The organism is Pedobacter sp. UYEF25, from assembly GCF_054061655.1.
Window position 1 is genome coordinate 39787 of the sequence record NZ_JBSSEL010000010.1, and the last position, 26799, is coordinate 66585.

Consider the following 26799-nt stretch of genomic DNA (forward strand, 5'->3'; position numbering starts at 1 on the left):
GTAATTTTTTATAAAAATAAAAAGCCTCTTTTCGATTAAACGAAAAGAGGCTTTTAACCAATTTGAATTACCTTATTTTGGCATCAATACTTGGTCGATTACGTGTGTTACACCATTGCTATCCATAATGTCTGGGATAGTTACAGTAGCTCCATTAATCATCACTTTACCGTCTTTTACAGAAACCTTAAGTTTCTCACCTTGTACAGTTGTTAACTCCATACCATCTTTCAAATCTGCTGCTTTAAGTGCGCCAGAAACTACGTGGTAAGTCAAAATTTTTGTCAAATCAGCTTTCATCGCTGGTTTCATTAATCCCTCTAAAGTGGCTTTTGGAATTTTATCAAAAGCTTCGTTAGTTGGTGCAAATACTGTAAATGGACCTGTACCGCTCAAAGTTTCAACCAAACCTGCAGCCTTAACGGCGGCAACTAATGTTGTGTGATCCTTAGAATTTACTGCATTTTCAACAATGTTTTTAGATGGAACCATCATTGCTCCACCAACTTCAACACCTTGTTCGGTAGACGCCATTTTAGTTGTGTCTGTCATGGTAGTAGAACTCATTGTGTTGCTATCCATTGTGCTAGCATCCTTTTTCTGAGAGTTACATGCAGCAGCCATGGCAACAACCGCCACACCCATCGCAACATTTAAAAATTTCTTTTTCATTTCTTGAGTTTTTTAAATTATGTTTTTGTTTTGTAGTATATACGTTTGAATAGGACTTTAAGTTTTATTTTTTATTTCATAATTAAGCTAATTTTTACATTATAGTATTTTTACATCCTATATCTTTATACCAATATGCATAAACGTGTCAATTAGCAGCTTTTATTTAGATGATTGTTTCAGAAAAGACTTTAAGATGGGCATTGAATTTATACCCTCCACTACTGTTTCAGCGGATATGGATTATAAAATTTCATCGTGGATTTTTAGGCGTGGATGTAAAGATCAGCAATAGCTTATTAAATAGAAACTACAACGGCTCTATTTTTGGAGGCTCTATTTTTTCCGCAACTGATCCTTTTTACGCGGTTTTGTTTGATCAACTGATGCAGCGTAGAGGATTTAAAGTTCGCGTTTGGCTCAAGAGTGCATCTATTCAATATTTAAAACCGGGCACAACTGCATTGTATTTTACGTTAAAGATTACAGAAGAGATGATCACAGATGCAGAAAACAGTTTAAAGACAACGGGAAAATTTGTAAAAAGTTATCCAATTTTACTATTCGATAAAGATGGAGTTTTATGTGCATCGGTGATGAATGAAGTATATTTACGCAATAAGTTTGCCGGAGAAAGTCAAAAAGTATCCATTTAATATCCTTCAACCTATGAACATAAAAAAATTGATACTTGAAGGAGAAAATGATACAATCGACTTTAAAAAAACGATTAGCAGTTCTCCTAAAATTGCAAAAACGTTGGTGGCATTTGCCAATAATAAGGGAGGTAGTTTACTGATAGGCGTTTCAGACAACGGCACAATTGCAGGCGTTAAGGCAGAGGATGAAGAAAAATATATGATTTTAACGGCAGCCGGTAAATTTTGCAAACCCATTATAGCCTGTAGTTTTGAAGAGATTTATGTAGATGAAAAACTAGTATTAATAGCAACCGTTTTAGAGAGTAAGGAGAAACCACACTACGCAATGGATGAACAACAAAAATATTGGGCATTTATTAGGGTTGCAGATAAATCGCTGCTTGCAAGCAAGGTTTCGCTAGAAGTGTTAAAACAGTCCCAAAAAATAAGTGGAGTTCATATCTCCTACTCAGATAACGAAAAAAAGTTGATGGGTTTTTTAGTTGATCACGGGAAAATTACGCTTAAAGAGTTTAGTAAACTTCTGCGATGCTCACACAAGAAAGCGCAAAAAATTTTAGTAAATCTTATCGTTGCTAACGTGATAAAAGCCAACGGATTAGAAAAAGAAGAATATTTTACGGCCGTAAATTAATTTTAAAACTTAGTAAACTCAAAGTAATTTCGAGCCAGTATGCTAAAAAAAATCTATCTAAAATATAAGCCCTATTATAAAGAAAATTTACACTTGGCCTTACCAATTGTCGGTTCTCAACTTGGTCATACGTTGGTTCAGGTTGCAGATAGTGTAATTGTGGGACATTTTACAAATACGGAACAGCTTGCGGCGGTGTCTTTAGTAAATAGTATATTCATCTTAATACTAGTTCTTGGCTTAGGAATTTCTTATGGTTTAACGCCGTTAATTGCACAAGAAAGTGGGCGTTTAAGGCGCAAGGATTGTGGGAAATTGTTGGCAAACAGCTTACTTATTAATTTAATTATAGGCATTTTTCTCTACGCATCCGTTCGATTTGGCGTTTTTGCCATAATCGATCATTTAAATCAGACCCCGTCAGTTGTTCTTTATGCCAAGCCCTATTTAAACTTTTTATCGTTATCTATCATCCCATTATTGTTTTTTCAAACGTTTAAACAATTTGCAGAAGGGCTTGGCTTTACCAAACAGGCGATGTTTATTTCTATTTGGGGCAACGTAATCAATATTATTTTAGGAATAATTTTCGTAAAGGGCATGTTGGGGATTAAGCCAATGGGTGTTTCCGGTGTGGGTCTTAGTACGCTAATAGATCGGATTTTAATGGCGGTGACTATGAGTATATATGTACTTCGCTCAAAGCACTTTAAAACATATTTACTTGGTTTTAAATTTAGGTTTGTAAATAAATTAAGGGTAAAGAAAATTATAAAGATTGGGGCGCCGGTTGCTTTACAGTATACATTTGAAATTAGTGCCTTTAGTGGTGCAGCATTGTTAATTGGCTCAATTGGAGATGTTGAGCAGGCAGCTCATCAAATTGCAATGAGCCTTGCCGCTATGACATATATGATTGCAAGTGGTGTCGCTTCGGCAGCCACCATCAAGACGGGAAATAATTTTGGCAAAAGACGATTTGTAGATTTAAGGCATTCAGCCATAGGAAGTTATCACATCATTATTGCTTTTATGTGCTGCACAGCACTTATTTTCGTCCTGTTTAACAAGCAATTGCCTTACATAATCAGTAATGATACTGCTGTGATAAATATAGCTGGGCACCTATTAATTATTGCAGGATTTTTCCAGCTTTTCGACGGCACACAAGTAATTGGATTAGGGGTTTTGAGAGGTTTGGGTGATGTTAACATTCCAACATTGATTACTTTTTTTGCATATTGGGTAGTGGGGATGCCCATCGGCTACTTACTGGGATTTCATTTTCAATTAGGCGTAAATGGCATTTGGTACGGCTTAACCTTTGGCTTATTGACCGCCTCTATATTACTGTTCTTACGCTTTCAAAATAAGACAAAAGCCCTAAACGTTATGGGTTCTTCCCCCCAACGTTAAAAATTAGCCCAATTGTAAAGATCGAATTTCCTGCAGTTAAATAATCCCGGCTTTTCAAACCAATATTGCTACTGGTTGTATATTGCAACTGAAGTGTACTGTTCAGAGCCATTCTGGTGAAAAAAATTGGTTCGAAAAATACGTTGTCTTCCTTTGGTTGTACAAGGCCATTTATAAAAAATCTATCCATTGTTATTTGGCTTACCCTTAAGGCAGTACCATAGCTGAGCGGGAATTTCGCTCCAAGCAACTTTAATGTGCCCGATTTTTTACTGCTGTAATTTACTTGCAAGAAAGATTTTCTATAAGCTACTTTTTGAACTTCGCTGCTCGTTAGCACCTCATCGGTATATTTTCTATATGTAATGTCGCTACTGCCCTTCCCTACTCCTGCATATATTTCTAAAATACGCTTGTTTTCATCACCGAATGTTGTAAAATATCCACCTCCAACTTCAATCAATCTATGGTTAAAATCTTTTGCTCTTCTACTGTTATTCATCGTAGAACCGCTAATTAAAATACCGATGTGATCTGATACAGCATAGGCGCCATTAACACTCGCATTTCCTTTTAAAGAAGTGTGTGCGCCTCCACTAAATTCTCCCTGTTTACTCAACATTGGCGTATTTGGCACATTTGGCATATAAACAGAGGAGCAACCACTAAATAAAAAAATAACACAAAAAAATAATAGAAGGGTTTTAAACATCGAAAATAACTAACAGTTTGCGCGGCTAAATATTGTATAATAGCCCAAAGTATTTTAATTAATTTTATTTGGTGGCAAAAAATTCAATGAGTTTGGCTGACTTTATAAATGGTTGTTTGGCTATAAAGCGATTCAGGCGCTAACACAGTTGACGGAAAATTTGGAACATTAACTGCATTCGGATGATGCTGGGTCTCTATACAAAATGCATCGAAAGCACTATAATTTTTTCCAAGTTTAGCCTTTTTTACGTCTAAATACTTTGCTGTGTAAAAATGAACAACAGGTTCTGTTGTGTACACGCTTAACATTAAGCCACTGTCCCTCTCTACAGTTTTACTTGCCAAAGTTAGATCGCCGTACACCTTATCTAAAACAAAAGTATGGTCGTAACCCAGCGCATTATTCCAATTTGCCCCGATCTCCTTCAGCGATAAAAAATCAAACGGAGTGCCTTTTACTTCTGCAAGGTTCCCAGTTGCGGCAAATGTATCGTCTTGCTCTAAGTATTTTGATGCAAAAATTTGTTGAACATGTTTAGCAATGCTTCCGACATTTGTCGACAAATTAAAATAATCGTGATGTGTTAAGTTTATGGGTGTCGTTTGGTCTGTCTTAGCTTCGTAACTTAAAATCAACTCGTTATTTTCAGTAAGTTCCACATTTAGGCTTACCCACAAGTTCCCCGGAAATCCCTCCTCTCCATCTTCACTTTCATATTCGAACGTGACAGACGCCTTAGTTTCAGACTCTGTTTGGGTAATCTCCCATAGTTTTTTGTCAAAGCCCTCCACCCCACCGTGCAGCATATTTCCATCAGCATTTTTTGACACTTCATAAACTATGCCGTTCACATTAAATTTTCCATCTTTAATTCTGTTCGCATATCTTCCAATAACAGAACCAAAATAAGCGCCATTGGCTAAATAATCTTTATCAAAATATCCTGAAACATCATCAAAACCCAAAACAATGTCTTGTTTTGCTCCACTTCCATTTATAACTTCAAAATGACTTATGATGGTTCCATAATTAAAAATCTTAACATAGGTGCCTTTTTTATTCTTTAATTCTACGGCTATAATCTCTTCGCCATCAATAAATTTACCTGTTGGTATTTGGTTTACTGTCATAAATTGTAACTTAGCAATCTTAATGTCAAGCGACAAAAATACTATTTAAACTTGTTTTCATCTCATTTAACCAAATGAAAAATACACTAATAGAAAAATTTAAAGAGCAATATAGTACCGATGCATCAGCAATATATTTTACACCTGGGCGTGTGAATCTAATTGGAGAACATATAGATTATAATGGGGGGTTAGTGCTGCCATGTGCTATAACGCTAGGCACATGGGTTGCGATTGCTCCAAATAATTCAGGCAAGTGTAGATTTAAAAGTTTAAATTTTGAAGCTCAAGCCGAAGTTGAAAGTAATGTGCTGCACGAAAAAGATGGTGGCCGTTGGTTTAACTATCCGCTCGGTGTGATAAACGAATTTTTGAAAGATGGAAGACAGATCGATGGCGTAGATTTTCTTTATCATGGAAATATTCCAATTGGATCAGGGCTCTCTTCTTCAGCCTCGATAGAGATTGCCACCGCTTTTGCACTGAATGAATTTTTCAAATTGGGATATGAAAAGTTAGACTTGGTGAAGATTGCAAAAAGGGTAGAAAATAATTTTATTGGGGTAAATTCTGGTATTATGGATCAGTTTGCCGTAACTTTTGGAGAGGAAAATAAAGCGATTCTGTTAGATTGCGATACGTTGAAAAATAAGATGGTAGATATAAATCTAGGCAACTATGTGCTAGCCATTATAAATACGAATAAACCTAGAGAACTTGCAGATTCAAAATATAATCAACGAGTAGATGAATGCCAGACAGCATTAAAATTGTTAAACCAAGAGATTACGTTAAATAACTTGTGCGAGCTAACGGCAGAAAAATTTCTCTTGCACAATCATTTGATTACCGATCAAACCATTTTAAATAGGGCAACCCATGTTGTTAAAGAAAATGATAGAGTTTCTCTTGCAGCAAAAGCATTAAATGCAGGTTATTTAGAGGAATTTGGACGATTAATGTACGCTTCTCATGATTCTTTGAGAGATTTGTATGAAGTGAGTGGTAAAGAATTAGATACTGTTGTCGAATTTTGCAGCGGATATGACCATGTAATCGGCGCAAGAATGACTGGTGCAGGATTTGGAGGTTGCGCAATTGCACTTTTAGAAAAAGGTTTCGAACATGATTTTACAATAAAGTTAGCTGATTTCTACAAAGACCGTATCGGATATTCTACAGATGTTTATGTAAGTCATATTGGAAATGGACCAAGAATACTTTAATTAAACTACGTAGTTCCATTTGACTTCTAAATGAAAAAATTAAAGTTAGGCGACTTAAATAGACCTGATGTGGCTAGTTTTAAAGATCAGGCCAAACTTCCAATTGTAGTGGTTTTAGATAATGTGAGAAGCATGCATAATGTCGGATCTATATTTAGAACATCAGACGCTTTTTCAATCGAGGAAATTTTACTTTGCGGAATAACTGCGCAGCCTCCCCATCGTGAAATTGAAAAGGCTGCATTAGGAGCTACAAAATCTGTAAACTGGCAGTACTTCCCTTCTACTTTGCAGGCAATTGAATTCTTAAAAGGCAATAATTATAAAATTTTAGCCATCGAACAGGCTTCAGGCAGTACAATGTTGAACTTATTTCATCCAGAAATAAACGGAAAATATGCGTTAATTTTTGGCAATGAGGTAGATGGGGTTAGCGAGGCAGTGATGGACAACATTGAAGATTGTATAGAAATACCACAATTTGGAACCAAGCACTCTTTCAATATTTCGATTTCTGCCGGAATTGTGTTGTGGGATATGGTATCAAAACTCACTTTAATGTAATGCGGCGCCTTCATCACATTCGTAAAAATGTTAAAGGTTATTTATTATGTCCAAGGTAAACCGGATGTACCAAATAATATACACATTTTAGTTAACAATAGTCCTTTTCCGCCCGGCAAACGCTATTATTGTCAAATCGGCTGCTATTTAAAGTAGAAATTGAGTGATTGCAGAATATTGGCAAGGTTTTTTAGCATACGGACCTTGACAGCGCAAATTGCTGCCTTAAATAGATATAGAAATGAAACTTACCCTTACAAAATCGACGATGTTGATAGCGCTTTTAGGCTTATCTTCACAAGTGTTTGCCCAGGATTCCACCCCGACTTCAGGCAGATTTTCACCACAAGAGTTCCGCACTTGGAGTGTTGGAGCGCACGGAGGTATATTAAGTTACAATACCATATTTGGTAGCAGTAGTGTTAGAGCGGAAGAGTTTAACAGCATTGGTTACGGAGCATTTGTAAAAAAGCAAATTCTTCCATCCTTGGGAATTCAAGCGGATTTTTTGCGAGGAAAAATTAAAACAGCTGCAACTCCTGGAGAAACTGAACAAAATATTCAATGGTCTGGCGCATTAACTGCTGTGTTAAATGTGGCCAATTTTAGCGGAAGAAATGAGAATGCTTATCTAATTCCTTACGTAAAAGCTGGTGCTGGTTATATGTCGTCCGATTTTAGCACCAATGTAACCGGTATTACCGGCGACTTTAATGGCAGAGAGGGATTTTTTATACCTACTGGTGTCGGATTTAAAATCGGCGTTGCTAAGGGTGTCAATCTAGATTTTGGTTATGATGTCAACTTTGTTAAATCTCCAGCTAGTATTGGTAAATATGAATTTTCTTATGGACACGGAGGTGTAGAATTTGCCTTAGGAAGCGCAGATAAACCTCAATTGCAAAATTACAGCGCCATCGCAGATTTGCGTAAAAAATCTGCCGCAGAAAGTTCGGAGTTGCGTAGAGCATTGTCTTCTGCGGAAGAGAACGCAGCACGCGATAGAGCCCAATATGCTAAAGACCTGGGTGATGATGATAATGATGGTGTAGCTAACAAATTTGACAAATGTCCTGGCACTCCCGCTGGTATAGTTGTAGACGGATCAGGATGTCCTTTGGCCGCTCCAAAACCACAAATCATCAAGGAAACAAAAGTTGTTGTAACAGAGGCCGATCGTAGGGTTGTTGATGAAGCTATTAAAAACCTTGAATTCGATTTAGGTAAATCTACAATTCGTTCAAAATCTTACACTACGCTAAATAGAGTAGCTGCCTTATTGATGGAAAAAGACTTTAGTTTAAAATTGGCTGGTCACACAGACATTACAGGTTCTAGAGAATTAAACTTACGTCTTTCTAAAGATAGAGCAGAATCTGTTAAAGCTTATTTAGTTTCTCAAGGTGCCAACGCATCAAGAATTGAAGCTACAGGTTACGGACCAGATCAACCGATTGCAACAAACAAAACTGCAGAAGGTCGCCAACAAAACCGTCGTGTAGAGTTTACAATCTACTAGTAATTAAATAAATTATGTAGCAGGTTCCGATGAAAATCGGAACCTTTTTTTTTGTAGAAAATATTTTGAAAAACATGCTCAAAATTTAGTTTGGTGCGTTGATAATTTACAATTATGGTCCCTTAAAACATCCTTTTAAAAATTTTATTATCCAGCTCTGTCAATAACGAGTAAGTACATTTGTAATTATATTTTATCGGGGAGATTCTACATTATGCATATAACGATTGGAAGTTGCGGCTACTTATAAGGTGCTCTGACCTAAAGGTATTAGATAGGCTTCTTCTGTTTTCAGTTTAGAAAAATAACCTGTTTTAGGGAAATATCTCGGCTGAAAAACATTAGAAAATTTTGTTTTAAATCCTTGCTTAAAACTATAATATGGTTAATTGTCGTGTTTTTTGGCAATTTAAAACCTTTTTTTATCCGGTCATATTTTAAAATCTCCTTTACCAAGCAAGAGGCTATATTCAAACTTCTAGAAATAAAAAAAACTTTAAATCACCACCTTTAGGTATTGCTGCTTTTTTTATTTGTGTATAATTTTGATATGAATACGGAACGAGATGGGCATTTTTTAGGCCCAGACGATATTGGTTTCGAAAAAAAATAGTTAGACCCATTTTATTTGGATGATAAAAAGCGAATATCTCTAACTAATATCCTAAAATAGGTTATGACTCAATATTAATCTAATGAAAAATTTAAAAATTAAAGCGCTCTCATTCTGTTTAATTGGTTTTCTAGCCCTGTTAACAAAGGCTTACGCACAAGTTCAGACCTTTAACAATAGATATCCAACGTTGGTATTGCCTATGTATAATATAGACTTACCTATTAACAAGGAAATCAAAGTTATAAATACCTCCAATAATCAGGAAGTTAAGCTCTTCGATGCAATTGCAAAATTGCAGAATAAACCTTCTGTTATAGTAACTTGGAGCAATAGCGATGAACTTCAAAATTATCATTTACAAAGATTAGATAGTTTGGTAAAACTCTCCAACATGAACGAGATTAACTTAGTTATTATTAATTTGAATAACTATTTCAATCCCGCATCAAAGTCATTTCCAAAAAACGGCCTAGAAAGTAAAACTCTTAGAGCTTCCATTGAAAAAAAACACCCTAAATGGTTGGAGATACCTTTCTATTTAGGTAACTTATATGAATTTAATAGTTTTTATGGGACAACTCGCGAGCCATTTATAATTTATTTAGATAATCAGAAAAAGATTATATCAACCACTGCCTTATCCAAAGACGTTTACGCTAAAAATATTTATCAATATATTACTACTTTTGCGAAACCACCTTCTGGCAAATATATATTTATATCGGGCGGCGTCCAGATAGGCGATAAGGACAAAGCAGATTTTTATGTTGCTAGAAATAAGATAACTGAAACGACAACCCAAATACAATATTTGGATCCAAAATCTAAGAAAGTTTTTTTTCAGATTAATTACTCCTTAAATAAACCAAATTTTCTATTGCCTTTACGACCAATAAGTTGCAATGGTACATTTGCTTACAAAGATGAAAATGAGAAAATAGTATTTGAAGGGGACTGTGCAAACGACTATTTAAATAACCTTACAACTTATGAAAACAATAAAATAGTATCTGAAATGGAAAATTTCACTGAACTCAACGAGAATTATTTAATAAATTACGATGAAGTACAGGGAAATTTAAATGAAGAAATTCAAAATTTTGTTAAACCTGCCAATACTTTAACCCCTGTAATGTATTCACGTTATAACAAAAATGGAGGTAAAGTAGTAACAGAGTATAATAATTGGGGCAAAAAAGTAAGTGAGAAGAATTATTACCCAAACGGAAAGCTAGGTTTTGAAGGCAATTGGACTATTAAAAATTGGTATTACGAAAATGGAAAAATAAAAGAAAGTAGTTTTTATGTTGATGGAAAAAAGAATGGAAAGTGCTCAAAATTTTATGAAAATGGAAAACTCAAATCTATTGACTTATATGAGAACGGTGAAAGGAAACCACAAAAAGGGTATCAAAAATTTTTTGAAAATGGATCGAAAATGGAAACCAGATTTTTAGATGGTAGTGAAGACCACTTTTATTCTAACAATCAATTAATGTTTAAAAGACTACCTATTGAACAAGCTAATAACGCATCTGAAACGCTTTTTTATCCTAATGGAAAAGTCTCAACAAAAATACAGTTTGATGCTAACGGGTATGTAACCTGTGGTAGTAAATTTTATTCACAAGCAGGTGATTTACTTAATAAACCATACGTATTAAACAAACTAATAAATACGCTTTTTGAACTATACAAAAATATGGATTTAGAAGCTAAAACTGATGACAATAGTATCACTGAAAAAAATGCTACACGATTTTTCCTTAAAGATAAACAGGACCAATTCAACTTATGGTTTCCGTTGGATAACAAAGGTTATGAGGAGGCAAATGGAAAACGTTATCAGATATTGGTTGACATTAGTTGCGATTAAAAAAATAAAATTAACTACAACATTAAATGAATAATTTCTAAAACCCTAGTATTTTAGCGGTAATAATATTTTGTAATCTTCAAGCATCAGAAAAGTTAAAGAGGTTTTTTAGAAGAATTGGGGTAGCAGTGAAGATATGAAGGATTTGAAAGCAATGCTTGTTCTAAATCCGCTAGATATGAGCGGTAAGACTGAAACTAGAGGAACAATTCAATTGATCGGTGGATACAGGGGCGGATTGGTAAGAAATTGTGATGACAAATTACTGTTAACTAATTTAGTAGATAAAATTTTAAGAATTGATGTCAAGTGGCTGAAAAATCCAAAAGAAACTACCCTAAGTTCACAGCAGTTTAGTGTCCTGTTAAGATTTGAAGATGATAGTCAGAAATCCGGCGCAGCATACAAGCTCATCTGGATCCATCTAAAGGCGATAATATTGAAATGATTTGGCCGGTTGACGCAAAAGATAAAATCATTTTAGTGCATAATTTTTTTAAAAAAACCAGATGATATATTATGTGAATTACACCTCAACGCATATTACAAAGAAACTATGTCTAAAGAAAACTGATAAAGCTGTAGTAGAAAGTCAAGGAAAAAAACAATAAGATTTCCGATGATGCAGGTGACTTTTTTAGTAATTAGCATTATTTATCAAACTGAAATTATAGAGGTACCTAATTTTTAATTTTAAGATCTTTTCAAATCGGTATACACAGATGAAAATATTTAAATCATTTTGATTATAGACGGTTAAGCTTTTAACTGTCGATTTATTATTTATTAAAAATGAAGCAAACCCGTTTTAATGATCTGAATTTACGCTTAATAGATTTCCAAAAGCAAGTAGCCGTCGTTTGCCCTAAATGTTGTAAGAAAGCGTTCGCCTACGTAAATTATGAGGAAAAGCAAGCTCGTTTGTTCTGCGCATCTTGTAACTATAATAAAAATAGCAGTACAGAGATAAATACATATCGCATCAACGCAAATTTTAAAACCGCTTCAAATCTTTATTTTGAAGTAAATTTATGGTATTTAGCTTCTTTTAAAAATGAAATATTCTGGGCCTTTAACCAACAACATCTACTCCATTTAGAGCAATATATTTCGGCTGAATTGAGAGCACATTCAAACCGAACGCACTTCACACTTCTGGAAAGATTACCTAAATTTTATCACGAAGCCAAAAATAGAAAAGCGCTTTTAAAGATTATAGAAAAATTAAAAAATAAATAGCAATACTAACCCGACTCTTTTAATTAAGCTAGGTTTTGACTAACGAATGTTGGCGAAAAAACCAAACCCAAAACACCTACATATTTACCCGCAGGGGAACGTAAAAATTAGTTTAATTTTTTCAAGTTCAAATTGTATTAATCAATAATTTTAGCCCTTTTTATTTTTAAAAGTCATCTTGGCTTTCTGGCCCGCACTATAATTGTAAGTCTTCGTATTTTTAGCTTTTTTTTCTTGATGAGCTGTATTTTCTTCATCGCCAACTTCCGAAACCTTAACCTTAGCTTTCGTTTTTCTTAAATTCAAGAAAGAAAAATCTTGGGGAATTTCTAACAGTTCCATCTTTTTACCTAGTGCTTGCTCTATTCGTTTAATATTTGCAAGTTCTATATCGTTAGCAAATGTTATAAAATTGCTTTCTCCTTCTTCGGTTTTAACTACCCTATTGGTAAATAATTCTATTTTCTCGGGCACTTCTAGATGGATTACAAATGGAATACCAGAAGTATCTAAGTTTTCTAAACGTTCTTGCGCCACAATTAAAATACGGGACTCGTTATTGTTCTTAAACTCTTCCACATCATCAAAACCGTAATCCGCATTCAACAGTGGTTTGTAAATTGCGACAGTAGAATACTCTTTTTTATGCAATGCATCAAAAACTTTCTGAGCAGTAAGTTTTGTTTCTACAAATAATACAACTTTATCAAAAACGTCTTCATCATTAAGTAAAAAAGAAGCAAATGCTAATTTATTCTTAAAGTCCGGCAATTTATAAAGTGACATGGGATGCGTCAATATTTCTTTTTCTTCAATTTCATCTATTTCTATAATGGCAGGCATTTTCATAAACGGCGCCATCATTTTCTCAATTTTATTATGTAATACCTCGGTAAAAAGTAGGTGTTGAGATTTATAGGCACTATTTGCAAGCTCTGTAATTGGCAGCTGGAAACCCTTTTTAATCATCAGTTGAGCGTCATCCACAATGAAGAACTGTATTTTATTGGTGTTTAAAGCTAACTTAAGATAAAGTGCTCGCGCCCTATCCGGCACCGCAACGATAATATCTACACCATCTGTAATTAAATTCATTTGATTTGCGAGAGTGTCGTTGTGATCAATACCTAAAATGCGAATCGTTTTATTGCGATTAAGCAGGTGGAACTGATTCAATACTTCTTCCATATGATCTGTATCGGGAACCAATATTAAAGCTCGCGGAGCCTCTTCGAAAGCATATTTCAATTTCATTAATGTTGCAAGTAAGTATGCAGTGGTTTTACCTGCACCCAAAGGTGCAATGCCAACTACGTCTTGCCCACCCAACATTCTTGAAATTGTTTTTGATTGAATTTCTTTTGGCGTTAAAAATCCAAGATCTAACATGGCCGCGTTTAACGGTTTACTGAGTTTTAATTTTTCTAAAGACACCTATTTCAATTAATGTAAATGGCAAATATCCCTAAAAAAATCAAATAAACATGATTATTAATTTACTGTACTACAAAGATGACGAGCCGAGCCAAACATTGAGCCGTGAAAATTATTTATTGAAATTATTTAAATGTTTTAAAACTTTTATTGCGCTTTAGGGTTCTTAAGGTATTCAGTTTATATAATCTTATATAGATTAGTTTGTTTGGTTTTAAAGAAAGGGATTTATGGATATAAATCCCTTTCTCTTTTTAGCTTTTTTATAAAATTTTAGGTTGTTGAAGCGCTTAAATTTTGAAGTTTTCTAGTTTTAAGTGGTTATACCATCTCTAAAATAACCGTAAACTGAACAGGTGGTCTTGCTGGCGTAACCTATAATTAAACGGTGTTTACTTCATCTTCTTTGTAATCTTTTACATCAGTAATGTAATGGTTCATAATTAAAAAATCAAATAAAGGCTTTGCATCGTCTGAAACAGGCATGTTTTTAGTGGTGATGACGGTATTGGTTTTTTTATCTAAAAATGGATAGGCAAACAACCTTACATTTTTGCTAAACATGTCGTTTACATAGCTTAATAACTTTCCCGAATAATTGTCTCCGAAGTTTTTCGAATTAAATACAAATTTTAAGTTGTTAATATTTGTCGCAATACCGACGCTATGAGGCTTGCATTTTTCCAAATACATGGCCAACCTATTTTGTCTCGCAAAGTTCGATACAATAACCAAATTTCCTGTGTTACACATATCAAGTGTTCTCTTAGCCACCAATTCTAAATCTAATTCTTCCGTGCCTTCTTTCTGATCTGTGAGTAAGTTGGTGAGCAAAATCTCTATCATCAAACTAAGGTTGCCATCCTCCACATCATTAGTTTTAATAAACTGCTCGGTAGCCTTATTAAAAAGATTAAAGTTTGGATTTGATTTCTGTCCAAACTTTGTTCTTAAAATCATGATGTCTTTTTTATACAACAGATCTTTCGCTTGGCGCGGATGCGCATCCATGTCAAATATGGCAGCAGCAGAAAAGTCTTTTGCAATGAGATAAAGATTTAGTAAAATATTATTAACGACACCAAATTTTGGGCCTTTTACAGATATTAAATCAATTTCAACGGATCCGATATTTAAATTATCGGCAAGCGATTCAACCATCGTCTTAGGATCATTTGAATAGTAGTATGCCGCATAAATTAAATTTACTCCGACTATTCCCAGTACGGTTTGTTGCATATTTACATCGGTATCCAACAGCCTTATGTGAAAAAATATTTCGTTGGGCGCACCCGCGGGTTCTGTCTGAAACCGAATCCCTACCCATCCGTGTGGCTCATTCGTACGCTTATAATTTAAGGTGGTTACTGTGTTTGCGAATGCAAAAAAAGTCCGACTTTCGTATTTTTCTCCAGAAAGACGCTCTATTAAAAGTCCAAATTCATGGTCTAACATGCGAAGTACGCGGTTTTGACTTACGTATCTACCAGATTCTTCCGCTCCGTAAATGGCGTCGCTAAAGGCCATATCATAAGCCGACATACTTTTTGCTACTGTTCCAGAGGCCGCACCTGCGTTAAAAAAATTTCTAGACACTTCTTGCCCCGCACCAATTTCTGCAAAAGTTCCGTAAATGTTAAGATCTAAATTTATTTTTAATGCTTTGCGCTTGGTATCTAAAATCTCGCGTGGTATCATGGCGCAAAAGTAAGCAAAATGATTTTAAGAGGTGTTTTAGAATCACAAAAATAAGAGCGGTGCCATCCGGCACCGCTCTTATTAAACCAAACCTAAACTTAAACCATTATGAAAAATTTATTATGAAACAGCTATTTCCTTTTGTATTAACTTCTCATCTTGCTTGCCGATTTTTATCGTCAAGATGCCATCAAGATAAGCAGCTGAAATTTTATCAACATCTGCATTTTCGGGTAAGTTAAATGATCTAGAAAAGCTATTAAAACAAAATTCTTTTCGGCTAAACTTCTGATCATCGCTCCTCTTTTCTTCTTTTCCATCAAAAGTCACCGTCAAAATATTCTTCTTGAGTTTAATTAGAAAATCTTCCTTTCTCAATCCTGGTGCCGCCAAGTCCAGCAAAAAGCATCCATCTTTTTCGCTGATATTAACCGAAGGAACTTTATCTTTTATACTATTTTTCGTCTCTAAATCATTGAACAATGATTCTAAACCGTTGTTAAAATAAGGCGCATTAGCGCGCGCTTTTTGATTAAAATTTGCAAGAGTCATATCGATAATTTTTTATTGTTGTTTTTTGAAGATTAGTAATCAACTTATATACCAATGCAAAATTATCATTAAATCACGTCATTTTGACTGATATAAAATGTTTATATAGACAAAATGTCTGATTTATGAGTCTTTGTTAAAAAAAATCCCATATTTATAATTCGGAAAAACAACAAATACGATGGTGAGAAAAATATTATTAATTGCCTTTATTTTATTGGTCTCAAAGCAAACATACAGTCAAAATGACTCCTCGTCTTATAAAACTCAGAGGGTAAAAATAAATAGCCTTCTTAATCAAAGAAGTTTGAAATTTGGGCAGTATGATGAGAGTTTAAAAGAGCGTTCTGGAATTTTTGGTCTTCAAACTAAAAAAGACCTTCGAAAATCAAATGATATTTTAAGAACAGTGGTATTAGATGATAACCAAATATTTAGAGAAATAAAATCGCTGATGGAGTATAAAGATTTGCAAAATCAACAAAAGGTTAGTGAGGCGGGCGAATACGAGGGGAGAATGATCGGCTACATGCACACCGTAAAAAAACTACAGGACCAGCAAAAGAAACTTCAAGATCAATTGTCAATTAATACGACTTCTATGAGCGGGATTTGGATGACGGCGCTAGGAATAATTATAGGTGCGGGATTAACATTTGGGATAATGAAATTTGAAAACAAAAAGGCCAGCAATGAAGCTGGCCTAAAATCTAATTAAAATAGTATCCTATTTTTTAAAATGTTCTATAATTAGTGTAGCCAACTCGGTTCCAATTCTTTCTTGAGCCTCATTTGTAGAAGCACCAATGTGTGGCGTTAGAGAGATTTTCGAATGGGTTAAAATACCTGCCAATGGAGTTGGTTCATTGTTAAAAACGTCCAATCCAGCGAATGCAACCGTTCCATTGTCAATTGCAGCAATTAATGCTTCTTCGTCAATGGTTCCTCCTCTAGAACAATTCACAACACCAACACCCTTTTTCATTTTTTCAAACTCGTCTTTACCTAAAATAGGTTTTGAAGCGAATGGTGTATGTAAACTGATAAAGTCTGACTGGCGAATAACCTCCTCTAAGGAAATAGTTTTGATCGGAATTTTTATGGACTTTCCTCCCTGAAAATTCAATTCTATTTCTGTTTCTATCGGATGTAAATCGTATGCAATTACATTCATGCCCAAACCAAGGGCAACTTTTGCAGTGGCGCGTCCTATTCTACCAAATCCAATGATACCAATGGTTTTCCCACTCAATTCGGTTCCTTTTGCGTACGCTTTTTTTAACGCATTAAAGTGGGTGGCACCCTCTGTTGGCATTTTTCTATTTGCATCTTGCAAAAACCTGATTCCCGTAAAAAGATGAGAAAAAACCAATTCTGCTACAGACAAAGAAGACGCAGCAGGCGTGTTAACCACATTAATACCTTTACTTCGCGCATAATCCACATCAATATTATCCATACCAACACCGCCGCGGCCAATTAATTTTATATTCGGACAAGCATCAATTAAATCTTTTCTAATCTTGGTCGCACTTCTAACAGTTATTGCATCGTAGTTTAACAATGCCATAGCTAGTTTTTCTTGAGGAATTGTTTCTGTATCCACTGAAAACCCTGCTTTCTCTAACAACTCCTGCCCTATCGGGTCTATGCCATCATTGGCCAATATTTTAATCATGAACTTAAAGTTAGGCGCCTAAATATTATCTAATAATTTATTGTTTTGTAGGATATTTCTCTTCAAACTCCTGCATTGCATCAATTAAAGCATGCACACTTGTAATGGGCAATGCATTGTACAGGGAAGCTCTAAAACCACCTACACTCCTATGCCCCTTTATTCCAACAATTCCTTCAGATTCTGCGTATTTAAGAAATGGTTTTTCTAATTCTGGATTATCCATAACGAAACATACATTCATTCTGCTTCTGTCTTCTATGGTACAAGTTCCTTTAAATAAGGGATTTCTATCGATTTCTCTATAAAGTGCTTCAGATTTTTGCTTGTTTTCTTTCTCTATTTCCGCAACTCCGCCTTTTGCTTTCAACCACCTTAAATTTAACATGGCCACATAAATTGAAAAAACAGGGGGTGTGTTGTACATAGAATCTGCGTCTGCATGCGCTTTATAATTTAGCATAGAAGGAATTTTTCTATCTATTTTGCCTAATAAATCATTCTTCACAATAGCAATTGTTAACCCAGCAGGACCAATGTTTTTTTGAGCGCCAGCGTAGATAATTCCGAATTTCGATACATCAATTACACTGCTCAAAATATCAGACGACATATCACACACTAAAGGCACCTCAGTGTCAGGAAATCTTACAAACTCTGTTCCATATATGGTATTATTAGAGGTGAAATGAACGTATGCGCTATCTGATGGGATTTCAAAATCCTTTGGTATAAAGTTATAATTCTCGTCCTTGGAAGAGGCTACTACATGTACATTACCAATTATTTTTGCTTCTTTAATTGCCTTGCTAGACCAAACGCCAGTATCCAAGTAAGATGCAGTCTGCCCATCTCCCAATAAATTTAGAGGGACCATGGCAAATTGTAAACTTGCACCACCTTGCAAGAAAAGTATAGAATAACCGTCCGGTACATTCATTAACTCTTTTATCAACTTGCCTGCTTCCTCAATAACAGCTTCGAATTCTGCCGAGCGATGAGAGATTTCTAGAACCGACAACCCATCAGTGAAATCTAACACGGCACTCGCCGCCTGTTTAAAAACTTCTTGCGGCAAAATGCAAGGTCCTGCTCCAAAATTATGTGTCATTTTCTATAAAGTTTATGCCGCAAAGGTAATTTTTTTGATTAGTTCCTAGAAATTAATCCGTTGGTAAAAAATTAATTTTTTACAAAAATTTAGCGAGAATACCTCAAATTATTATCGTTTTGGCAAAAGCTATCGAGTTGTATTGCTTTTGTCCCTAAATCGAACAATTAACTTAATATTAATTTGCCTGTCTGTTAAAAAATTTGGGATTGCGTACTGCGTGCCCTTTGCATCTTTTAACCAAAGGTAAGAAACTGTGTTATCAATATTTAATAGGTTGAAAATTTCACAAAACAAAATGACCGAACTGAAGTTTTTAGATAAAAATTTTGGTTTTTCTTTAGAAGCTTCATCTAAAAAATCTTTTGAAAAGCCAATGTCCACCCGTCTGTAGGCAGGAATGAAAAAATTATCTAAATATTTAGAACCCTGCGGTGGACCAATTGGTAATCTGGATCCGTAGACCGCATTTACATGAACTTTATAACTTGGGTTAGTTAAAAGTTTATCCTGAAAGAAAACAGAAAAATTCACCCTTTGGTCTGTCGGCCGTTTAATGTATCCGAGATATACTGGCTTACCATTTAGATCATTTTGGTCGCTCCTTAAATTTTCATTCGCATGCATGAGTGAAAGTCTAAAATAAGAAATCATGTCTTTAACAAACTCACCTCCTATGCTAAAATCAGTGCCGTAAGCCACACCCTTAGACACTTTATTTGCTAAATACTTAATTTGCAAGTTGTCTATTTTATAAGGGATAAGTTGATCTGAATATTTGAAATAGCTTTCTGAAACAAATTTTAGGCGGGTGCCAAGCGCATCGAACGCGTATTCATATCCTAACGAGAGATTGTAAGAGCGCTGCGCTCTTTGATGAAGGTTTAAAGTCCCATTTACGTCCCTTATCGTTCGATATGATGGCGGTTGTTGAAATACCCCGGCGCTAAATCTTAAAATCTTATTTTCCCCACTAGGACGATAGGCTAACAACAACCTTGGGCTAATTAAAAACTGTTGACTTAACGAATTGTAACTTCCCCTTACACCAAGCTGTAAATCTGTGAAATTAGAAATTGCATAACTGTCTTGAATATAACCATTTAGATTATTCAACATTAAGTTGTTAGTTGCGTTAACCACATTTTCGACTTTTGGCTTCGCTGTGCTGTTTGTAGAATCCACATAATTAAACTCATTTAATCTATCTTTCGAATTGCTAGTTTGTGCGCCTATTCCCCAAGAGAATACATGACTGCCAAAATTTTGGTCCACTTTAATTTCCGAGCTGAATACGGAAGTACTTAAGTTATTATTTGCAAAATCGAAGTAAATTCCCCTATAACTCAGTGGTTTTATAGATCCGTCTGACGGGGGAGTTTCTTCGTCGTTATTTAAATAATAACTACCCAAAATATTATAATTCTCTCGCTCCAAGGTCTTAAAAAAACTATTAATAAATTTAATAGCCAAATTAGACTGGGGAGAGTAAGTCGCTGTTAAAGCTGTTCCCAAAGTTTTATAGTCATCTATTTCTTTTCCATCATAATCTACTGCGAGTCTAAATTTAGTTCCTAATGTGCTAAAAGTTGTCTCTTTACTTATAGGATTTAATTGAAATCTCCCAAGATTCAAGGTTGTAAAAATTGCAAGATTAAATTTGGGAGAAAAGTCGTACTGATAGAGGAATTGTCCATCTCCAAAATTTGGTTTATAATTTCCTTTTTCTTCATTTCTTAATAGTACGCTAGCATTATTTTTATAACGCAAGCCTACAAGCAAAAAACTGTTCTTAAATCTCATTTTGTTAGAAATGGCGCTATTTAAAAAGCTCAAACCTAGTAGAAATTGATCGCTATCCGGCTTGTCATATTTTACATCCAAAACTGAAGATAATTTGTCGCCATATTTAGATTCAAAACCACCTGCAGAGAATTTTGCATTGCTAACCAGATCTGAGTTTATAAAACTTAATCCTTCTTGCTGCCCATTCCTAACCAATATAGGACGATTTATTTCTATGCCGTTCAGGTAAACTAAGTTTTCATCAAAGTTGCCTCCGCGAACGCTGTATTGTGCGCTTAATTCATTGTTTGTAGAAACACCTGGCAAGGTTTTTAACATACTCTCAAAATTGCCTGACAATAGCGGAATTGCTCCAACGTCAGAGATATTTATAATAGATGCATTAGTTAACTGATTTCTCTTATCAGTGATGTTAACCTGCTCTAGCTCACTTACATTAACGGACAAAGTTGTATTTACAACTATATTTGACAATGTATTTTGAGTAAAGTTTACTGTTTTTGGATTGTAACCAAGAAGGGAAAATTTGATGCTAAAATTCTTTTTAGTAGAATGAACAGAGAAATTACCTTGGTTGTCGGTGACAGAAGAAGAGAACTGGCCAAGCATAGTAACAGTAACTTGGGAAAGTGGGTGTCCACTAGAATCAACCACAAGTCCGGAAATTCTGACCGCGATCTGTGCATTTGCCAACCCGAATGACAAAGTTAAGAAAAGAACAAATAGCGTTGCTCTGCGCATATTTAAAATTTTTAATTTAATTCATTCTGCGAGATCCAGCATTAACGACTTTAATTTCTAGTAGAAAGCTGAAAGAGATGAGTTTAAATGCGCTGTGTATTTCCAGAAAAATTCTTCATTTTAGCAATCGTTTCGGTGGGATTTTGGGACGCAAAGATCGAATTGCCAGACACAAATGCATTTACGCCTGCGCTAAGCAGAGGAGCCATGTTTTCCAAACCAATACCGCCATCAACTTCAATAACCAAACGTTCATTAGTTCCCTTCATTAAAGCTTTTAAATCGCTCACTTTTTTATAGGTATTCTGAATGAATCTTTGACCACCAAATCCAGGATTTACGGACATAATTAGTACCATATCTAGCTCTCCAATAATGTCTTGGAGTAGATTTACAGGCGTGTGCGGATTTAGGGCTACGCTAGCTCTGCAACCTGCATTCTTTATGACCTCAACAGTTCTATGTAAGTGCGCGCATGCTTCATAGTGCACGGTGATTGAATCTGCACCGGCATTCGCAAATTCTTCTATATAATTGTCTGCGTTTGCAATCATCAGATGTACATCGATTGGTTTTTTTGCATATTTCTTAACCACCTTTAAAATGGGGAAACCAAAAGATATATTTGGTACAAATACCCCATCCATTACGTCAAAATGAAACCAATCAGCATCGCTTTCATTTATCATTTCTAAGTCTTGCTGTAAATTGCCGAAATCTGCAGACAGTAAGGAAGGAGCTATCAGGTGTTGCATTTATTATTATCTTATTTTTAATGTAATTTAAATATCTCTCTTCAGGTCCGTTGGTGATTGCGATTTAGTTTGGTTCAGTAACCTAATTTTCATCCTGTTTTATAAGTCTAACTTCGCCCTAGCATAATCTGCCGTGGGCGCTTAACGTTGCATTTCTCCTTTTATTTCGGCTAGCTACGCAAGTTACAAAATCATTGTTAAACAACACAAAAAGCCATAAAAAACCCTTTCAGTTTTTACTGAAAGGGTTAAAAATATTTAAATTCTCCGACGGAGATTTAATGGTTTAAGCTTGTGGTGTAGCTGGCTTTTCTGGTCTTGGCAATAAAACTTTTCTCGAAAGTTTCATTTTACCCTGCTTGTCAACATCTAATAATTTAACTTCGATTTTATCACCTTCCTTAAACACGCCATCCATAGTTTCTAAACGATCCCATGAAATTTCGGAAATGTGCAGTAAACCGTCTTTACCTGGCATAACTTCTACAAATGCACCAAAAGGCATAATAGACTTCACTTTACCTTGGTAAATCTCGCCAATCTCTGGTTTAGCAACAATGTTTCTAATTCTTGTTACAACTGCATCAATTGCTGCTTTATTATCCGCAAAAATCTCCACAATACCTTTATTGTCCACCTCTTCAATAGAAACAGTTGCTCCGGTTTCACGTTGCATTTCTTGGATAATTTTACCTCCAGGGCCTATAATTGCTCCGATAAATTCTTTGTCGATTGTAAGGGATACAATTCTCGGTGCGTGTGGCTTATAATCTTCATTAGGAGAACTTATTGTTTTCTTCATTTCGCCAAGAATGTGCAACCTGCCTTCTTTAGCTTGATGAAGTGCTTTTCCTAAAACCTCGTAAGATAAACCGTTAATTTTTAAGTCCATTTGACAAGCAACTATACCATTCTCGGTACCGGTTACCTTAAAATCCATATCCCCTAAATGATCTTCATCGCCCAAAATATCAGACAGAATAGCGTATTTACCTGTCTTCTCATCAGAAATCATACCCATGGCGATGCCAGAAACTGGTGCTTTAATTTTGATGCCTGCATCCATCAATGCCAAAGTACCTGCGCAAACAGTTGCCATAGAAGAAGAACCATTTGATTCTAAGATATCAGAAACAATACGAATGGTATAAGGGTTTTCATCTCCCTTTGGCAATACTTTCTTCAAAGAACGCATGGCCAAATTACCATGTCCAATTTCTCTACGTCCCGCACCGCGGTTTGGTCTAACTTCTCCTGTAGAAAAACCTGGGAAATTATAGTGAAGCAGAAATTTGTTGTAACCGTTAAAAAAAGCACCATCAATCATTTGCTCATCGCTTTTGCTACCTAAAGTAACAGAAGTTAACGACTGTGTTTCTCCACGGGTAAAAACAGCCGATCCGTGTGCAGCAGGTAAATAACCAACTTCACTCCAGATAGGTCTTATTTCATTTGTAGCCCGACCATCCAATCTAATGCCTTCGTCTAACAATAGAGTTCGAACTGCATCATATTGTACATCATGGAAATAATGTTTCGCCATTGCCTTTGTTAAATCTGGCGTACCTTCTGGCATCGCTTCAAAAAACTCGTTAATAATGGCAGTAAATCCTGCAGAACGTTCGTCTTTTCCTAAACCAGACTTAGCAACTGCATAAACTTTATCATACGTATCTGCGTAAACCTTTGCTTTTAAATCACAATCGTGATCTTCGTGATTGTATTCGCGCTTAACCGTTTTGCCCGTAGCTTCGGTTAATTCTGCTTGTAAAGCACACTGTTTTTTAATTGCATCGTGGGCAAATTTCATCGCCTCGATCATTTCCTCTTCTTGAATCTCGTCACATTCTCCTTCAACCATGCCTATATCGTTAGCAGAACCTGCCACAATAAATTCTAAAGTCGCACGCTCTAAATCGCTTGCATAAGGATTTATCACCAATTTTCCATCGATTTTTGCAACCCTAACTTCAGAAATCGGACCGTTGAAAGGAATGTCGGAAACAGCTAATGCTGCCGAAGCGGCCAAACCTGCCAAACAATCTGGCATAATGTTAGTATCGGCAGAAATTAAAGAAATCATCACCTGCGTGTCAGAGTGGTAATCGCTAGGAAACATCGGACGCAAAGCCCTATCTACCAAACGAGAGATCAATACCTCATAATCAGATAATCTTGCTTCTCTACGTAAAAAACCTCCAGGAATTCTGCCTGTAGCAGCATACTTTTCTTGATAATCTACCGATAACGGTAAAAAATCAGTTCCCGGTTTTGAACCAATTGAAGACACGACTGTTGCTAGCAACATGGTATTGCCCATTTTTACAACTACCGAGCCATCAGCTTGTTTAGCTAACTTTCCGGTTTCGATTTCTATCGTTCTACCGTCTCCTAAGTCTAACGATTTTTTAATTACATTCATTTAATTAAGGTTGTGGCACATTTTCCTCTTTCGACATGCCTTGTTTATTTTGATTTGTTTCTTGTAGCTAAAAAGCCATTCTAAAGTAGAATGGCTTTAATTTTTTTTGATATTTACACCGACTTAATGATATCTCTCAGCGATAAAGCTTTGATGATGGCACGGTAGCGCTCTATATCTTTCTTGTAAAGATAAGCTAAAATACCACGACGCTTACCTACCATTTTTTGCAGCGCTAACTGAGTAGAAAAATCCTTGCGGTTTTTCTTTAAATGCTCCGTTAAATGCGCAATACGGTATGTAAACAACGCAACTTGACCTTCCGCAGAACCAGTGTTGGTTGCTACCTCGCCGTGGGTCTGAAAAATTTCGGCTTTCTTTTCTAAACTTAAATACATTCTTGAATAATATTAAAGTGATTTAAAATAAATTATATGTGGCGCAAAGATACGTGTTTTATTAAAAATTAGCAAATGCCTTTATTGATGTAAATAGGCAATTAGACCCTTAAAAAACCATTATTGATGATTGTCAATACGTATAGATGTTCGATAGATCTCAGTATTAACGGCATTAAGTTATAGAATTAGCAATATGATTGCGTTAACATTCGATGAAATTTGAATATTGCTTCCGTCTGGATCACCCCTTTATTTGGTATGCGTCTTTTAAAGCGGAAGTGAGGTAAACCTTAACACCGGGAAAACTGATTCAACTCTTTGATTTTTCTATTTCGGTAAAGATCAGATTATTCACAACCACATTAGTACCGACCAAAAATTTTAAAAATATCTTTTTAGAATTCGTTTTGTTACATTTAACGGCAAAATCATACTTTATGAGTCCGTTTGTACTTTTGTCTTTTCTTATAGGTTACTTCTTTGTCCTTATTGCAGTATCCTATTTAACCTCTAGAAACAGTTCTGATAATTCTTCCTTTTTCATTGCCAATAAAAACTCTAAATGGTATTTGGTCGCATTTGGGATGATCGGTACCGCCCTATCCGGCGTAACATTTATTTCAGTGCCGGGGGCCGTTGGAAAGAGTGATTTTGGCTATTTTCAGTTTATTTTGGGTAATGCCGTGGGTTTTATTATTGTTGCAACATTTCTTTTGCCGCTTTATTATAGACTAAATCTCGTTTCAATTTATACTTATTTGGATCGGAGGTTGGGTAAATACAGTTATAAATCTGGCGCAATGATATTCTTAATTTCCAGAACAGTTGGATCGGCATTTAGGCTTTACTTAGTTGCCATTGTATTGCAGAAATTTATTTTTGATTCGTGGAATGTTCCTTTTTGGATCACGATAGTTATTTGTTTAACTCTCATTTGGGCTTATACCCATAAAGGTGGGCTAAAAACAATTATCATAACAGACACTTTGCAGACTGTTTTCTTATTAATGTCCGTGATCTTATCCATCGTTTTCATTGCTAAATCTTTAAATTTAGACGTTGCAGGAACTTTTGAAGCGGTTAAGAATAGCAGCTATTCTAAAATATTCTTCTGGGATAACTTCCTGGGAAATAAATTACACTTTGTTAAGCAATTTTTGGGCGGCATTTTTGTTACCGTTGCTATGGTAGGCCTAGACCAAGATTTGATGCAAAAAAACCTCAGCATGAAAACGGTTAAGGAGGCGCAAAAAAATATGTTTACGTTTACCGGAGTATTTGTGATAATGAATATTTTCTTTTTAAGCGTCGGTGCTTTACTCTATTTATATGCTACAAAAAACGGAATAGACGTAACTGCCCTAAAAACTCCCGACAACCTATATCCGGAAATTGCGCTGAGGCACCTGAACATCATTCCCGGAATTATATTTATGCTTGGCCTTACTGCCGCCACTTTTGCAACTACAGATTCTGCGCTTACCGCTTTAACTACGTCGTTTTGTTTAGATTTTTTACATTTTGATAAGAACGAAAATCAAAACGACCCAAAGCTAGTGACTAAAAGACATTGGGTACATGCTGGATTTTCTGTAATAATGGTCGTTGTAATTTTGGTTTTCAAAATTATAAATGATGATTCTGTGGTTAATGCTATCTTTACCGCTGCAGGCTACACTTACGGACCCTTGTTGGGTTTGTTTATGTTTGGAATGTTAACAAAAAGGGCTGTTCAAGACAGTATAGTACCATACATCTGTTTGTTATCTCCAATTTTTTGTTATGTTTTAGCTGCACATTCTGTAAAATGGTTTAACTATGCACTGGGATTTGAACTTATTGTTTTAAACGGACTAATTACCTTTTTACTACTTTGGTTCACAGGCAAAAGATCTTTGGAACAGACGAAATATTAAAATTTAAACACGATTA

At 35.3% G+C, this 26799-nt stretch carries 23 protein-coding genes; 11 read left to right on the plus strand and 12 right to left on the minus strand.

Going from position 1 to position 26799, the window contains the following annotated elements:
• Positions 1–72: 72 nt before the first annotated feature.
• On the minus strand, positions 73–672 hold the full coding sequence (locus tag ACVWYG_RS10900; protein WP_457270248.1) for a fasciclin domain-containing protein: 600 nt from the start codon (positions 670–672) through the stop codon (positions 73–75).
• A gap of 170 nt (positions 673–842) precedes the next feature.
• Here ACVWYG_RS10900 and ACVWYG_RS10905 point away from each other — a divergent pair, with 170 nt between their 5' ends.
• The 3 genes from ACVWYG_RS10905 to ACVWYG_RS10915 are packed head-to-tail and all read left to right on the plus strand — an operon-like array spanning position 843 to position 3384.
• A complete protein-coding gene (locus ACVWYG_RS10905) occupies positions 843–1328 on the plus strand; it encodes a DUF4442 domain-containing protein (protein WP_457270249.1) in 486 nt (161 codons plus the stop codon).
• Positions 1329–1341: 13 nt separating this feature from the next.
• Positions 1342–1968 (plus strand): AlbA family DNA-binding domain-containing protein, encoded by a 627-nt coding sequence (locus ACVWYG_RS10910; protein ID WP_457270250.1) that lies wholly within the window; start codon positions 1342–1344, stop codon positions 1966–1968.
• Between the two features lie 39 nt (positions 1969–2007).
• Positions 2008–3384: an MATE family efflux transporter gene (locus tag ACVWYG_RS10915; protein WP_457270251.1), complete on the plus strand. Its 1377-nt coding sequence runs from the start codon at positions 2008–2010 to the stop codon at positions 3382–3384.
• On the opposite strand, the gene ACVWYG_RS10920 is transcribed toward ACVWYG_RS10915, so the two are convergent.
• Both ACVWYG_RS10920 and ACVWYG_RS10925 read right to left on the minus strand, forming a co-directional pair.
• Positions 3359–4006 carry a hypothetical protein gene (locus ACVWYG_RS10920; RefSeq protein WP_457270252.1) on the minus strand — a complete coding sequence of 216 codons (648 nt, stop codon included), beginning with the start codon at positions 4004–4006 and terminating at the stop codon, positions 3359–3361. The genes ACVWYG_RS10915 and ACVWYG_RS10920 overlap by 26 nt on opposite strands.
• A 173-nt stretch (positions 4007–4179) precedes the next feature.
• A complete protein-coding gene (locus ACVWYG_RS10925) occupies positions 4180–5229 on the minus strand; it encodes an aldose epimerase family protein (RefSeq protein ID WP_457270253.1) in 1050 nt (349 codons plus the stop codon).
• Positions 5230–5303: 74 nt separating this feature from the next.
• Between ACVWYG_RS10925 and ACVWYG_RS10930 the strand changes: the two genes are divergently transcribed.
• The 6 genes from ACVWYG_RS10930 to ACVWYG_RS10955 all read left to right on the plus strand — a co-directional run bounded on the left by ACVWYG_RS10930 (position 5304) and on the right by ACVWYG_RS10955 (position 12269).
• The gene (locus tag ACVWYG_RS10930; protein WP_457270254.1) at positions 5304–6455 is read left to right on the plus strand and encodes a galactokinase; all 1152 of its coding nucleotides are present in this window, start codon (positions 5304–5306) and stop codon (positions 6453–6455) included.
• Between the two features lie 30 nt (positions 6456–6485).
• Positions 6486–7019: an RNA methyltransferase gene (locus ACVWYG_RS10935; RefSeq protein ID WP_457270255.1), complete on the plus strand. Its 534-nt coding sequence runs from the start codon at positions 6486–6488 to the stop codon at positions 7017–7019.
• Between the two features lie 241 nt (positions 7020–7260).
• Positions 7261–8538 carry an OmpA family protein gene (locus ACVWYG_RS10940; RefSeq protein ID WP_457270256.1) on the plus strand — a complete coding sequence of 426 codons (1278 nt, stop codon included), beginning with the start codon at positions 7261–7263 and terminating at the stop codon, positions 8536–8538.
• A 695-nt stretch (positions 8539–9233) separates the two neighbouring features.
• Positions 9234–11030 carry a toxin-antitoxin system YwqK family antitoxin gene (locus tag ACVWYG_RS10945; RefSeq protein ID WP_457270257.1) on the plus strand — a complete coding sequence of 599 codons (1797 nt, stop codon included), beginning with the start codon at positions 9234–9236 and terminating at the stop codon, positions 11028–11030.
• A 136-nt stretch (positions 11031–11166) separates the two neighbouring features.
• A complete protein-coding gene (locus tag ACVWYG_RS10950; RefSeq protein ID WP_457270258.1) occupies positions 11167–11478 on the plus strand; it encodes a hypothetical protein in 312 nt (103 codons plus the stop codon).
• Positions 11479–11822: 344 nt separating this feature from the next.
• Positions 11823–12269, plus strand: a complete 447-nt coding sequence (locus ACVWYG_RS10955) for a hypothetical protein (protein ID WP_457270259.1) — start codon at positions 11823–11825, stop codon at positions 12267–12269.
• Positions 12270–12419: 150 nt separating this feature from the next.
• Here ACVWYG_RS10955 and ACVWYG_RS10960 read toward each other — a convergent pair whose 3' ends face one another.
• The 3 genes from ACVWYG_RS10960 to ACVWYG_RS10970 form a co-directional block, all read right to left on the minus strand.
• Positions 12420–13703, minus strand: coding sequence for a DEAD/DEAH box helicase (locus ACVWYG_RS10960; protein ID WP_457270260.1), 1284 nt, complete (start codon positions 13701–13703; stop codon positions 12420–12422).
• Between the two features lie 381 nt (positions 13704–14084).
• Positions 14085–15398, minus strand: a complete 1314-nt coding sequence (locus tag ACVWYG_RS10965) for a nicotinamide mononucleotide adenylyltransferase (RefSeq protein ID WP_457270361.1) — start codon at positions 15396–15398, stop codon at positions 14085–14087.
• Positions 15399–15521: 123 nt separating this feature from the next.
• The gene (locus tag ACVWYG_RS10970) at positions 15522–15953 is read right to left on the minus strand and encodes an Hsp20/alpha crystallin family protein (protein WP_457270261.1); all 432 of its coding nucleotides are present in this window, start codon (positions 15951–15953) and stop codon (positions 15522–15524) included.
• A 181-nt stretch (positions 15954–16134) separates the two neighbouring features.
• Between ACVWYG_RS10970 and ACVWYG_RS10975 the strand changes: the two genes are divergently transcribed.
• On the plus strand, positions 16135–16671 hold the full coding sequence (locus ACVWYG_RS10975; RefSeq protein WP_457270262.1) for a hypothetical protein: 537 nt from the start codon (positions 16135–16137) through the stop codon (positions 16669–16671).
• Between the two features lie 9 nt (positions 16672–16680).
• On the opposite strand, the gene ACVWYG_RS10980 is transcribed toward ACVWYG_RS10975, so the two are convergent.
• The 6 genes from ACVWYG_RS10980 to rpsO all read right to left on the minus strand — a co-directional run bounded on the left by ACVWYG_RS10980 (position 16681) and on the right by rpsO (position 24864).
• A complete protein-coding gene (locus ACVWYG_RS10980) occupies positions 16681–17631 on the minus strand; it encodes a D-2-hydroxyacid dehydrogenase (protein WP_457270263.1) in 951 nt (316 codons plus the stop codon).
• Positions 17632–17668: 37 nt separating this feature from the next.
• Positions 17669–18742 carry a 3-phosphoserine/phosphohydroxythreonine transaminase gene (serC, locus tag ACVWYG_RS10985; protein WP_457270264.1) on the minus strand — a complete coding sequence of 358 codons (1074 nt, stop codon included), beginning with the start codon at positions 18740–18742 and terminating at the stop codon, positions 17669–17671.
• A gap of 129 nt (positions 18743–18871) precedes the next feature.
• Positions 18872–21289: a TonB-dependent receptor gene (locus tag ACVWYG_RS10990; protein WP_457270265.1), complete on the minus strand. Its 2418-nt coding sequence runs from the start codon at positions 21287–21289 to the stop codon at positions 18872–18874.
• Between the two features lie 83 nt (positions 21290–21372).
• Positions 21373–22044, minus strand: coding sequence for a ribulose-phosphate 3-epimerase (gene rpe / locus ACVWYG_RS10995; RefSeq protein ID WP_457270266.1), 672 nt, complete (start codon positions 22042–22044; stop codon positions 21373–21375).
• A 286-nt stretch (positions 22045–22330) separates the two neighbouring features.
• Positions 22331–24466 (minus strand): polyribonucleotide nucleotidyltransferase, encoded by a 2136-nt coding sequence (gene pnp, locus ACVWYG_RS11000; RefSeq protein ID WP_457270267.1) that lies wholly within the window; start codon positions 24464–24466, stop codon positions 22331–22333.
• Between the two features lie 113 nt (positions 24467–24579).
• Entirely contained in the window at positions 24580–24864 is a 285-nt protein-coding gene (gene rpsO / locus ACVWYG_RS11005; protein WP_457270268.1) for a 30S ribosomal protein S15, read from the minus strand.
• A gap of 440 nt (positions 24865–25304) precedes the next feature.
• Here rpsO and ACVWYG_RS11010 point away from each other — a divergent pair, with 440 nt between their 5' ends.
• Positions 25305–26783 carry a sodium:solute symporter gene (locus ACVWYG_RS11010; RefSeq protein WP_457270269.1) on the plus strand — a complete coding sequence of 493 codons (1479 nt, stop codon included), beginning with the start codon at positions 25305–25307 and terminating at the stop codon, positions 26781–26783.
• The last annotated feature ends 16 nt before the right edge of the window (positions 26784–26799 follow it).